Raw genomic sequence first — 13,551 nt, 5'->3', positions numbered from 1 at the left:
CCGTTTCCAGGAGCGCCCGGACACCTGAAGACTCGGTACAGGCGGAGGGGGGCCAGCTTTCGGGCTGGCCCCCGGCCCCCGCCCCCTGCCCGCATCCGGCAGTGCCCACAGGAACAAGTGAGCACCGATCACCATACGGGTCCAGCAGGAACGAAGCGGTCTGCGAACTGGCGTCTTTGCTGATGAACGAGGCCAAATCAGCGACAACGGCTGAGGAAACCAGGAGAATCGCGGAGCTCTGGGAATACCTGGACCGGGATGAAGACGCACGTTTCTGGTGGGAAAGAGCAGCGAGTATGGGTGACGAGGATGCGCAAGACTACCTCGAAATCCTAGACGCGGAGACATACGGAGCCGATTGCGTGACTTATGCAGAACCACGCCTCGCGGTTTTCTGTGACTTCTACCGGTCATCATTGCCAGCTCTCCTGACAGTGAGTATCCGCGAGCATGGACCGGACCTCCCAGTCTCACGACAGGAACCAGGCCCATCGTCCCAGGTCCAGAAACTATGCCTGCCGGAAGAAACGGCGCGCATGGTGCACGAGATCGAAAGGTACCTAGCGCAACCCGGTCAGATGACTGATGGACGGCGTTGCTGATGGTGACGCGCCTTTCGGCATGCCTGCAGACAGGAGAGCTTGTATAGGAAGAGGCACACGAAGTTCTCACGCCTGAGAGCTCTGACGACTCGTTGATGTGGCGGCCCCCCGGCTCCGGGGCGGCCGCCACATTGGTTGAGGCTGGGAGCAGATGTGCAAGTCGTCGCCGCATCGCCGTTGCCCTTCTGCCGACGGGAGCGCTGGCTTCCCCGGCCGGTCGGCCGCTGACGTCCTCGCCCGCACTGAACGTGGCGAAGCCGCCTAACAGTGATCTTCTTCTCCATAATGGGATAGATGTGACCAGCCTGACGGCCCCTTTGAGGACGAGGACCTCCTTCTGTGCTTGCTTCCACCGATGTCGTGCCTGCCGAGGTCGACGAGCTGGACCCGGACCAACGCATCGCCTTGGAGGCGTGTGTCATCGCGGCCATAACGTGGTGCACGCCGCAAGGGGAGGCGCGCGCACGGGCTCGACTGCTGATGGAGTGTCACGGACGCTTCATGCGCGCGTGGGGCGTACACGGCAAAGGCGCATCCTTCTCCGACTTCCTGGAACGATTGTGCAAGGCCCCGGTCGGCGAGCTGCTGCCCGGGCCGGGCTCATGGTCGAAGCTGTGGGACGTGCGCCTACTCGAGGACGACGGCACAGCCACACCGGTCTTGACCCGGTTGGCGATGGAGGCCTCGGAGCAGGCCCAGGAGGTGCCCGGGATGGGCGCGGACCTGCGCCACCTGCACAGCGTGCTGCGGGCTCTGGGCAAGCTGCCGACAGGCGCCCGGCTCTCGCGCATCACAGCCGAGGCAGTGCAGCATGCGGTGTTTCGGGCGCTCCAGCAGGCCGGCTTCGCCGCCTACACCGAGGGCCGCAAAGCCCTGGTCACCAGGCCCGTGATGGCACGGCGCGCCCTCGCCCGGCATGCGCACCTGGTCGACCTCGGGGTGTACACGGCCATCTCGCCGATGCGGCAGTTCGCCGGATGGTGGGCCTGGTGCCCGTTCTGCCAGTGGACCCTGCGCGCCGTTCCCCGGGGGCGCCAGGCTGCTGATCTGCGGTGCGAGGACAGCCGGCATGTGGAGCGTGGCGCCCGGTTCAGGATGTCGCTGCAGGACGGACAGTGGCGGCTCGCCCCCGCAGGCGGAGAGATCCGCGCAATGCCGAAGCTGCAGCCGGTGGAAGGACACGTCGCGCTGTCCTACGGACTGTGGCAGTGGATCGTCCTGCCGGGCCTGCTGGAAATCGAGTTGAAAGAGCGCGCCGAGAAGGCCGGCGCGGACGTGCGCCTGTGGCCGTACGGCGACAGCTACGACCTGCACATCACGAAGAACGGCGTCACCTGGCGTGTCGATGTCAAGACGTGGGCGGATCCGCAGGGGATCGCCGAACGGATGCGGGGGGACCCCGAGGGCTGTGCCGGGCTGATCGTGGTCATCCCCGAGCACCTGGGCGGATACACGGGGCTCCTCGTCAAGGTGCTGGGACCGCACGGCGCCCGGGTAATGACGGACGTATCCCTGATCGGCGAGGTGAGCAGAGCATGAGCCGCGTGGTGAGTGCCGCGCTCGCCCTAGCCGAGCACTACTTTCCGGCGAAGGACGCCGAGGGCCGGACGGTAGTCCGCCTCGAGGATGCCCACGTCCTGCTGTCCGGGCAGGCAGCGCGCATCTGGCCGGAGTGGGACCGCCTGACCTATGAAGAGCAGCAGCGCATCGGCCGGCTCGTCGCCCAGCGCTCGCGCGGTGAGACCGACCTGACCTCGCTGCAGCGGCGGGTACGCAAGGGGTTCGACCAGCAGTGGGAAGACCCCGTCGTGCAACGCTACGCGCCCGGCGCCCGCGCGGACGGGCGCATGGTGGAGGTCTACCCGCGCCACGGGCAGCACCCACTGGAGTCGGCCGACCGGCTGCTGGTGCCCGAACAGCGCACAGTGCGCCTCCAGGTGGCCACCGGCGGCACCTGGGCGGCCGCCAGCCCCCGAGGACCGGTCCAGCTCGCCTTCGAGACCGGCACAGTGGACTACGCGCCCCCCATGGTGACCACCGTGGACGCCACCGGGCCGATCCACGTCGACCCGAACCTGCTGGGATGGCTCACCCGCGAGGCGGACAACGCCATGACAGGCCCCGCCTTCCGCGAACACCAGGTCGGTATCCTGCTGCGCGGCACGATGGGGCGGGGCAAAGAACCGCCGCACTCCGCGGTCTTGATGGACCCGGGACTGATGCGTCATCTGAGCGCACCGACCGGGGTGGGCAAGAACGTCTTCGCCCGCGCCCAGGCCAAGCAGCTGGCCCGCGACGGCCACACCGTCGCTCTGCTGGTCAGCGACAATGCCGATGTCTTCGGCGAGGTGGCCACGCTGCGCCGGGAGCTGGCAGCACTGCAGCTCAAGGTGTCGGTGACCCCGCTGATCGCACCAGGCAGCCGGCACGAGTTCACCCTGCAGACCGCCCACAAGTCCGTGGACGAGCACACACCCCTGTCGCAGATGCCGAACGAGCTCAGGCAGCGGCTGGCCGAGGCCGGCTACGGCTGCGCGGCCAAAGCCCATCTGGACGGACACGACGCGTTCGCCGACGGCCAGGAACCCTGCACGACCCTGCACCACACCGACCCCACCGGGCCACAAGGGGCGGCACTGTGCCCGTACGTGAACCGGTGCGAGAAGTTCTCGCACATCCGCGCCGCATGCTCCGCCCAGATCATCGTCACCACGCATGCCTGTTTCCAGCGCGGCATGGTCAAGATCCCGGTCCTGGTCGACGGCGAACTGCGCCGGCAGATGAGCGTGCGCGAGCTGCTCTTGCGCCGCACACACCTGGTGATCATCGACGAGGTCGACGCCTACCAGTCCAAGGGCTTCGAAGCCTCACAGAGCCTGATACTGGCATCGGTCAGCGAACCCAACACCGCCCTGCGCAAGGTCCGCGACAACCTGCACCGCGCCCCCGCACGCCTGCGGGTGGACTCGCGCGGATCACTCACCAGAGCCGTGTGGCTCGCCGAGCAACTGCTCGACCTCGTCAGCAGCGGCGAAATCTGCACCGAAACGGGCCAGGCCCGGGCGCTGGCCGCCGGCCCGTTGAGCGCGCTGAACCACACCGTGTTCGATCTCGCCGACCGAGCGGGCGAACTCGCCGGGCACGCCATCGACGGCGCCTCCACCCTCGCCGACACCGTCGGCCACCGCGACACCGGAAACGTCGTGCCCTTCGGACCGCTGGGACAGCAGATCAGCGGCTTCCGGTTCGAGGGCCTGGACGACCCCACCGCCAAGCCGCGCCTGCTCATGGAAGTCCTCCGCGGTGACCCCCACACCGAGACCGCCTACCTGGGCGACATCGTGTCCCTGGCGCTAGCTGGCCACCGCCGGGTGGTGCTGGGGATGTCGGCCACGGGATACCTGCCGCGCGCCGCACGCACCCATCTGCTGGCCGAACCGCAATGGGCCATGCCCGACGACCAGCCCGGCGGACTGAGCATCTTCCGCAGCACCCCCGTCATCGACCACCTCCCACTGGCCGTGGGCAGCACGCCCTACCACGAGCGCGACCTGCATGTATCCGCCCTCGCGCGCGGATACGCACCGGCCCTCGTGAAGGACCTCCAACGCCTGGCGAGCGACGCCGCCACCGCCCACCGGGCCCGCGCACTGATCGCCGTCAACTCCTACCGCCAGGCCCGCCTCTTCGCCGCCGCCCTGTACGAAGCCGCTCTCACGCTCGGCCGGAAGCTGAAAATCTTCGTGGCCACCCCGGACAAACACCACCCCGACCTGCCCTCGGTACCCGACGCCGTCACCCTGGTCACCCGCGACCAGTTCTCCCAGCTCGCCGACCGGTGCGGTGATGTGCTCATCTCCCCGCTGCCACGCACCGAACGAGGCCTGAACATCCTCACCACCGCGCCCTCAGGCAAACGCGAATCGGCCATCACCCTGATCGGTCTCGCCATCCGCCCGGTGATGCCGGTCGACGAACCCGCCGCCCTGTCCGCCAGCGTCGCCGCCTGCGCCTGGCGCTCCACGCCGCGCCCCCACAGCACCCCCGCTGCCCGCCTGGCCGCCATCCGCAAAACGGCCCGCACACGCCTGTGGGCCATCCTCGCCGCCCCCAAGCGCTTCACCGCGCTCCCCGAGGACCTGCGCTGCGAGCTGATCGCAACGGTCCTCGGCCAGTGCATCCAGCTCGCCGGACGCGGCCGACGTGGACAGACCCACGTCGAACTCCACCTCATCGACGGCGCCTTTCACGACACCACCTGGGGCACCGACCTGCCCACCCTGGTGCGCGAACTCTACGAGAGCTACACCCCCAAGGAACTCGCCGGCACCGGCCGCACCTACGGCTACACCGCCGAGGAGTTCCTGCAATACGCCCAAGCCCCCCACCTGCTCACCGGGCTGCGCAAGGGGTACCCCGACCACTTCGGAGCGGCCGCATGACCGTGTGTCCCGCCGGCGACGAACACCGCAAACGCGCGGGTCTGCTGCAGTACCGCACCCATCCGAAAGTCCTGGGCACCGTCTTCGCCTACCGACCCGGCCCGGTCGCCCTCGAACTGTGGGACGGCCTGTGCCGCGCCTACAAGAAGCGGGTGGGGGATACCAAGCAGGACGTCCAGCCGCCCTACCGCTCACTGGAAGCCATCCTGCGCGCCGTACTGGGAACGTGGGCACGCTGGGACGTCAGCGACGGACGGGCACAGCTGCTCACCGGCGCCGAGATGTCCAGCGAGGACCGCAGAGACGTCTTCCTCTACTGGGGCGAGGCCGTCCTCTCCGACGAGCCGGGACGCACAGCCATCCAGCGGCTGGCCGATGCGATCGCCGCCGCGCCGGCCCTGCCCTATCCCGACCTGCCCCGCTCCGTGGCCGGACGGCGTTCCCCGCGATGGTGGCCGGGAGAACTGGCCCGCTGGCGCCTGGCCGAGGACCTGGCCGCCATCAACTGGCAACTCGGCGCGGAGAAACCGGCCCGTTTCGTGCTGTGCACCGATGGCACCCTCGCCGCCACCGGCCACGAACTGCCCAGCGCCCCGGACACGGAAGGGCGGGTACGCCGGCTCCTTCCCCGCATCAAGATCGGCACCGCGGCTACCGGGCACTCCACACGCCATGCCATCACCGTCAACGCCGTCACCACCTTGCTGGCCGACCGCTGGTACAAGGTCGCTACGGTCCTGCTCTCCAACCCCGATCAGTCCCTCGCCGTCACCGCCTACACCGACGGACCGCCCTGGAAGCGCCGACTCAACGTGCCCGCCGTGGCCGCCAGCCGGCGACTGGCCGGATTGCCACGTCTGATCCACCGGGTGCCGCCTTTCCCCGAGGCCCTGGAGGAGAACCTCATCGCGGCCACGGCCGAGCTGGGCGCGGTGCGCGCCGTGGCCCCCGAGAGCGTCATCACACCCGGTCTGGGCCGCGGACACGGTATGGAGATGTTCCGCCGGATCGAGGCGCACATCGAGGAGCACTGCGAGCCCTATCAGGAGTCCTCCCCTCTGTACATCGAAGTGCCGGGCCTGTCGGTCCCCACGACCAATACCGGGGTGCGCACCAGCGGCCCGATCCTTCCCCAGCACCTGCCCTCCGCCATGGACGCCGCCAGCATCGGCCATCTGCTCCTGGTGGTGCTCTACCACACCGACGAAGTCCGCTCACGGGTGCAGCGCGAGATCGCACGCCAGTGGCACCTGGGCGACACCTTCGTCGCCTTCGACGGAACCGTGAAGCATGACGTCATCCCCGGCCGCGTCGACGTGCTCTTCCTGCAGGACAAGGCAGGCGCCCTCGCGCACGGCCCGGCCACCGCAGAGCACCGGCAACAACAGCTCGCCGAACTCCTCGCCCCCTTCCAAAGAGAAGAGCAGGTCATCACCGCCCTCTGCGAGACGGAATGGGACCCCCACCGCAAGTACCCCACACCCCAGGAGAAACAGAAGGCAGAGGCCGAGGACGGCAAGTGGCCCTCCAAACAAGCACTGGCCCGGCTCGGCATCAGCTCGCAGTACATCAAGCAAGCCCCGCCGCCCGTGCCCACGCTCAAGAAAAACGGCGAACCATGCTCGCCGTACTTCATCAAGAAGGCGACCGAAGCACGGGAGAGCGGGCTGACCAGCTCAACGGAGTACGCACTCCGTGACATGGCCCGCGGCCTTGGAATTGTCGACCACCGCCTCGGCACCGCGTTCGGCAAACTGCCGCTGCACCCCTGGTGGCACATCGGCATCCACATCCGCCGGCACGCCCAGCCCCGCCCGTACGGTCGGCGAAACACCAAACCCGCGCCCGTGACCATCACACTCACGGCCATCCGTCCCGTCGCAGGCCCCAACGAGCCGTGGACCGTGTGGGCCTACTCGGCGGTCACCTCACAGTGGGAGCCCTACCGACACACGCGACTGGCCGTCCACTCAGTCCACCTCGGATTCGACGTCTCGGGCCTCTCCACCATCGGCGACGAGAGCCACCAGGCGTCGGCCGCAGCGCAGATCACCGAAGCCGCGCTCATCGCCGCACGCACCCAACTCCCCCTGCCTGGCCCCATGGTCCTCTACGTCGACGGCGACACCACCGAATACATCTGGGCCGGCCTGCGGGACGAGAACCTCGGACAACAGCCCCCCGCAGACCTGCCCCGCCCCGCCTCCTGGCTGCCCGGTCACGGATTCCCCCCAGCCCAACGGCCACTCGCCGTCGTCCGCACCATCACCGACCTCGAACGCATCGGACGACCAACCGGCGCGTATGTTTGGAGCAAGAATGACCAATGGTGCCGGACCAAAACCACCGAAAGCCCATACCAGCTGGTGTCCGACGACGGCACAGGTTACGTCCCCGACTTCCTCCTCACCACCGTGCCCCGCCCCTGGGCCGCCGGACCTCCCGGCCGATTCGGCTCCGACTTCTCACGCTTCGCCCCGGAAGCCGCCAAACGGCAGGGGAAGAACGGCTACGCACACACAGCCGTGCGCCTCACCACGATCCCCACCGCAGAGAACGCCGATGCTGACCTCATCGGAAAGGCGGGCGTCGTGCTCATCAACCAGGGCGTCAGCTGGGACGGCCGGCAAACCGAGCCCACCCCCCTCCGGCTGGCAAGACAGATCGACACCAACCACCCCTACTACCGGCGCAGCTGCGAAGAGCCCCAAGACCCCACGTCGGCAGCCCAAGCCCCGGACAGTTAGCCCGAACAAGATTCGAACAGAAGCGCTTGAATTCAAGCGCTTCTGTTCGAATCTTGTTCGGATGTATCGATGTGAGACCCCGCCGACAGTTGGCCCCGGCAGCGGCGGGTGACCTGGCAGCCTGAGTGTGGTTCACGCCGGGCGGGCACCCGGTGTTGCTGCAAGAGGTGCGGTCGAAGCTGTTCGCGCAGATGCCGCGCGAAAGCGCCTTGCTGCCGGCAGGAACAGCTCGCGGTGGGCGCCCCGTACACGCCTGAGCCGGGCAGACCGGGAACCACTCACGCCCCGCACCTCTGCAGCCCGCCGCGGCCGGGCCCCACAGGGGCGTTGACTCCGCCTGCGCCACCTCGCTATCGGAACTGGGCATGCGCTTCCCGTGCCGCGCCGAGCACTTGAGCTGCTGTGTCCGACACTGCTGCCGATACGTGGGCGGACACAGCGCGGCTCCATCGCGCCCTCGAACGCCCACATGAGGCCTCGGAACTGGAAGTGCTGCCTCGGCGTCAGGCGTAGCAGGCCGGCTCCGCGTCCGCGACGAGACCGCCGCCGCAGCGCGCCGAGCTGCTACTCGCATCGCGCGCCGCAATGGCCCCGCACGGAGAGCAGGTTGAATCCTGGGTGCCCTGCCCCGCCGTGTGATGGCCTGGGGCTCTGCGCCGCCCGGCGGGAACTCCCGGACCTGCCCACCGAGCCGTCACCTTCGCCGAAGCCGCGCTCCTTGCCTCTCCCACCTTCCCCGTAGGCGGGAGAGGCAAGGAGCGCAGGAAGCCCGACCTGCACCGTCCCATGCCTTACTGAGGCCGTCGCGGCCTGTACGCTGGCCGCGAACAGCCAGGCGCCGCAAGGGAGTTGAGCGATTACCTGTTGGCCCGAGCGCCGACCGGCGCAGAGGCGGAGGAGCGTGGCACCGGTTCGCCAGGAGCGCATACGGGCAGCGGGACGCCCCTGACGGCTGGTCTGCTGCCCGTGCCACCTCCGCCGCATGAGGTCACACCCCAGAAAAACACAGAAGGGAATCACTACGTGATCAGAAACCAAATCCAATCAATTTCTTCGTGATGAACGCCGAGGGGTTCCTGAGTTTTTCTGCGGCTCGGGAAAAATTCGAGCCGCCCCCACCGGCACGGCCGTGAAGCGAGGCTCAGCTCTCCGCGTTCTGGAGTCCTGTGGGTCGGAGAGGGATCTCGAAATGATCGGGTGGATTCTGCGGGAGTAGGAAGAGCGGGAGCCCCTTGCCCAGGTGCGGAAGGTGTTCGCTGCCGTCGATCGGACGGTTCACTGGTCCTTCGAGGCGGACAACTTGCTTGCGCTGGCTAGCCTCCCCGCGTCCTGGCTTCTGCGAGGCGTCGGAGGTCGTCGCGTACGGTGCTGTGTCGAGGGCCTCAAGGTCGGGGGTTCGCCGCCCGGCCCGCGGGTCCTCTCCTCTTGTCCGGGCCGCCGAGCCGGGGGAACGGGCTCCGCAGCCGTCCGATCCGGAAGGAAAGCGCATGGCACTGCAGGTTCTGCGGGCGCAGGACAGAACACCCTCGCCGTGGAAGAACGGCGGAGGCGTCACCTCCGAGGTGGCCGCCCGCCCCGAGGGGGCGGGGACCGGCGATTTCGTCTGGCGCGTCAGCATCGCCGATGTCGCGCAGAGCGGACCGTTCTCCGTCTTCGAGGGCGTGGACAGGATCATCACCGTCGTCGACGGTCCCGGCATGACCCTGACGGTCGACGGCACTACGCACGAGATGGCCGCACCGTACGAGCCGTTCGTCTTCTGCGGTGACTCCGAAACGGAGTGCGAGTTGCTCGGTGGCCCGATCGTCGACTTCAACGTCATGGTGCGGCGCGCCGATGCGATGGCGGGGGTCCGGATCATGCGCGACCGCTTCGCGGTGCGGCCGGAAGCCGGAACCTGCGTGCTCGCAGTGGTCCTTCACGGGTCGGCCGCCCTCGGCCGGGAGTCCGTCCGCCTCGACCGCCTGGACGCCGCACTGCTCGCCGAAGGGGACGCCGACGACATCGACGTCGACGGGGTTCTCGCACTGGTCACCGTCGCCGACCGCGGTGCGGACTGATCCGGCGGGCCGGTTGCCCCACCGGCGCGGGTCGCGGACAGCGGCAGTCGGCGGGCCCCGGCTTCCTCGGGCCATGGGCAACGCAGTCCGTTTTCGTGGCACCGAGGATGACTCTCTCCACTCGCCGTGACGTCATTTCTCGTCAATATTCACAACGCCGAGGAGCGCGTCGGCGGCGGCGCGGCCCAGCAGACCGCCGCCCAAACCGAGGGACAAACGCTGTTGCTTGAAGTGAATGAAGCCAGCGCTGCGCCGTACGACCTCCAAACCGGTCGCGCGCCTGGCTTTATAGAGCCGGGAGCTGGTTTCCCCTTGCTATCCCAGGCAGCGCTGCGCCCCCACGTCTTGGAATCGATGTTGGCCCGAGTCAGAAGTTCCGGTCCGCAGCCGTTCGTCCGGGCTTTTGCAGGAGCCCGGCTCCGAACCGCGTGGTGCCCCAGAATGTGGCCTCTCTGCCGGGGCATCACCGACCACGGCTGGCGGGCAGGCCTTGACCTTCCGGGCCCGCAGTCCGCCTTGCACGCTGCCGTCACGCTGATGGCAGGCCTGCCGCTGCTTGCTGCCCACAGGTACGGTGCCAACCGGGCCAGCTGCACGGTCTTCTAGCAGAGACGCGGGGTGTCGTGCCCTGCGGCGGTAGCGTCAGCGGCATGCAGATCGAGGAGGCTCTCGGGGAGGCGGAATGGGCGGAGCCAGGCGTCCGGTAACGCAGAGACCGACGTGCGCCTCGTGCTCTGCGCCGTATCTGCCCTGACCACCGTCATGGCCCGGCGGGAATGTCCTGGGGGCGAGACGGTTCGCCAACTGCTGACTGAGCACGTCGTCGCGTAGTAACGCAAGCATTCTGAGGACCGGCTCACTCATATCCGCCGCGCTGGCGAGGACCCGGGGCACCACGTGCTCTTGCGGGTACGCGTTCCTGCCAGTCTGCTGTAAGTGAACCCGTGCCGACGGCTACTGGGGCAGCACCAGCGCGCCTACCGCGGCGACCAGGGCCGCATGCTCGGGCCCGTGCATCAGGTACAGGGTGCTGATCCCGGCGAGCAGCTGGGCCACGGCGCGCGCGGCGGCCATCTTTTCGGCACTGGCCGCCTGAAGACGGGTCAGAGGGCCAACGGCTCCGGCCTGGATCCAGCGGTCGAGGGTGCCGTCATCCTCGGCCCTGCCGCGCCTTCTTTGCGACCGCGTCGACGAGGGTCTCGCTGGCGCGTATGCCGACGGCCGCGGCCAGGCGCATTGTCCCGCGCTGCCGTCGGAGTTCCTCACTGCGCTCCAGCTCGGCGCCAGGGGCTTCGAGCAGACGCCGGATCTTGGCGGGGTGCGGTGGCCCGACCAGGCTATGCCCCAACCCCTGCCCAGCCCTGCGCAGAAGGCATCCAGGACCTCCTCGCCGCCCACGGCCAGCCGCTGCGCCCTGGAACTCCCGTACGGCCGATCACGGAGGCTTCGGCACCGCGGCTTTCCCCGGCAGGCCAGGCATACCAGGCGAGCATCGTCTAGCGCGGCTCCCGCCCCGGCCGTGCATGCCGGCCCAGGGCCGCGGTGATGGCAACGATCTCCTCGGAGACACCGACACCGACACCGAGCCGCGCGCCAGCAGCTGCCGCTCGTGTCCGGGCAGCGGGCTCGCCGCACGGCACCGCTCCACCTGCGCTGCCGACGCGGCCACGCCGAGCGTCGCCAGACGCTCGATCAGCCGTTGGCGCCGTGCTTCTCCTGGCGCCTCACAACCGCCCTTGCCCTCGCCGCCTCCTGAGCCTCCGCCCTGCCCACCACATGCTCCATCCTTTCCTGCGCCTATCCTCCTGGTATCCCGACCGTCCATAAAACGGAAAACATCCAGCGGGTGTATCCCGCAAAGACAACCCACCTGTCACCCACAAAGTCACCGCCCCAAACAGTTTCTTCCGAAACCTCGCTAAGCCCTTGAGATGGGAAGTGAAAAGAATGTGCCTGTGCGTTCAGGGCCTGCCCTGCCCGGCTCCCTACCATCAGGCTTCAGAGATACGCTGGGACCAACCACCGGCCCCGGAGGGAAACCCTCAAGATCCACCATTTGCAAGTCACCTCAAAACTACCTGCCGCGGCCACCAGCACACGATATCTAGCCGCGATTCGACGAGCGCAGTCTGCTGTCTCCGAGGAAGCTGATCTAGAAAGATGACGTGGCCGTACTGTTCCTGTGCTCAATTCACGGTCCCCCCTCAGCACTGGCACCCGGAACACCGACCAGGCAGTCGTGGCTCAGGGCTTTCCTCGGCGGGGAAGCTACAGGGCCTGCTGCCGAAATACCAGGCATATGTGAAAGAAGACTGTGCGGTCACCGTAGGCATATTCCGGATCGCAGCCGGACTGCTTAGCTGCCACCGTGGCGTACGGCCGATGGCGTCAGCGTTGATCTCAGCAGCCCAGTGTCCTCGAGCCTCCGCGGTCGACAGCGCGAGCGGGCGTCTTCCCGGTGGACGCCGCCGGCGGGGCTCAGAACAGGCGAGAGGACATCGGGCTGGAGCTACCTGTGCCTGCGAAGTGGCCAGGCATCCTGCGCCGGGGCGTGCCTTCGAACGGCGGTGTGCCTCGGCCGGTGGCCCACTGCGCATGAGAGCTTGGCAGTGGGCTTGTGACTGACACACCACCGTGCACATCACGGAGCAGCTGCCTGCGCGTCCTCGGCACCCAGCTCGGCCACGAATGCCTCGTGCGTCACGAACGGCCCATCGGCGGCCTTGCGGTGGTCGGCTTCGGTGATGTCAGCCTGGTCCCGCAGTCGCCGCACCTCGGCGAGCTCCTCCCAGGAAACGAGAACTACAAGAGGGGCACCCTCGTCACCCAGAACGGTACCCAGGGGCGTGTGCACGAGAGCGTGCTGTCAGGCACGGGCCGGACGTGGCAGCACGATTGGAGTATGGAGAAGGCAGCAACACCAGCACGTGCCCCCGACTTTGGAGCACACCACCCAGAGCCCCCCGGCTGGGAGCGTAGCTGCCAGGGCAGCCCCGCCAGGTGTCCATGGCCGCATGCAGGATGTGCTCTCCACAACTGCCACGCCGTCAGGCGTGCACCCCTCTTCGCTCAGAGCACCATGAAGACCCCTGTCCCTGCCTGTTAGGGCACACCAGCCTGCCGCCGCGCACACCACACCGAGGTAGAACTCGCCCGCTCCGAGCCCCGACAAAGGGTCAGACAACTAACCCAAGTACCTTCATAACTACGGGAGTTGAGACACATCACCCCGGCGCCGACAGGCGCCGGTTACCCAGTCCCAGGACACCCCGCCCCGGTGGGCCGCCAGGCCCCGGACAGAGAAGAGAACCCGTGACACCACGGGCGCCGGCAGGCGCCTCCCGCCCACTAACCCACAAGACACCAAAGCAACGTCATTCCGCCAGGAATGACATCACAACAAAAACTATCCCAACGACGACATTAATTCGGCCGCAAGGCCGAAAAAGAAACCTTCCAATAAACCTCACGTCTTTTTAATACCTAAGCCGCCGTCAAAAACAAAACTGAAAGCTTTTTGCCGTCAGGCAAAAACATGAACTCCGAATCCAATTCCAACCTTGAATTTTCGTCAGAAAATTCACTCGACAAATAAGGGCCGCGTCAGCGGCCCGGCATAAACCACAGAGAATTCGCCGTCATGGCGAATTCCGGCGTGGAATTTCGTCAGAAATTCCTTCAGAGGCATTTGTGCCTCCCG

Annotated in this window: 5 protein-coding genes; 4 read left to right on the top strand and 1 reads right to left on the bottom strand. The window is 67.7% G+C overall.

The window, feature by feature from the left end:
• Positions 1-941 precede the first annotated feature (941 nt).
• The 4 genes from ACFZCY_RS43940 to ACFZCY_RS43925 all read left to right on the top strand — a co-directional run bounded on the left by ACFZCY_RS43940 (position 942) and on the right by ACFZCY_RS43925 (position 9,851).
• A complete protein-coding gene (locus ACFZCY_RS43940) occupies positions 942-2,141 on the top strand; it encodes a hypothetical protein (protein WP_391187193.1) in 1,200 nt (399 codons plus the stop codon).
• Positions 2,138-5,044: a hypothetical protein gene (locus tag ACFZCY_RS43935; protein ID WP_391187191.1), complete on the top strand. Its 2,907-nt coding sequence runs from the start codon at positions 2,138-2,140 to the stop codon at positions 5,042-5,044. Before ACFZCY_RS43940 ends, ACFZCY_RS43935 begins: the two co-directional genes overlap by 4 nt.
• The gene (locus ACFZCY_RS43930) at positions 5,041-7,791 is read left to right on the top strand and encodes an RNaseH domain-containing protein (protein ID WP_391187189.1); all 2,751 of its coding nucleotides are present in this window, start codon (positions 5,041-5,043) and stop codon (positions 7,789-7,791) included. The genes ACFZCY_RS43935 and ACFZCY_RS43930 overlap by 4 nt, the downstream gene beginning before the upstream one ends.
• Positions 7,792-9,278: 1,487 nt before the next feature.
• Positions 9,279-9,851, top strand: coding sequence for a HutD family protein (locus ACFZCY_RS43925; protein WP_391187187.1), 573 nt, complete (start codon positions 9,279-9,281; stop codon positions 9,849-9,851).
• Positions 9,852-12,492: 2,641 nt separating this feature from the next.
• On the opposite strand, the gene ACFZCY_RS43920 is transcribed toward ACFZCY_RS43925, so the two are convergent.
• Positions 12,493-12,624 (bottom strand): hypothetical protein, encoded by a 132-nt coding sequence (locus tag ACFZCY_RS43920; protein WP_391187185.1) that lies wholly within the window; start codon positions 12,622-12,624, stop codon positions 12,493-12,495.
• Between the last annotated feature and the right edge of the window lie 927 nt (positions 12,625-13,551).

Origin of the sequence: Streptomyces sp. NPDC007983 (assembly GCF_042958345.1) — a bacterium.
In the GTDB taxonomy this organism is placed as follows: Bacteria; Actinomycetota; Actinomycetes; order Streptomycetales; family Streptomycetaceae; genus Streptomyces.
Note: the sequence above shows the minus strand (reverse complement) of the source record. Positions and strands in the feature narration are given on the sequence as shown.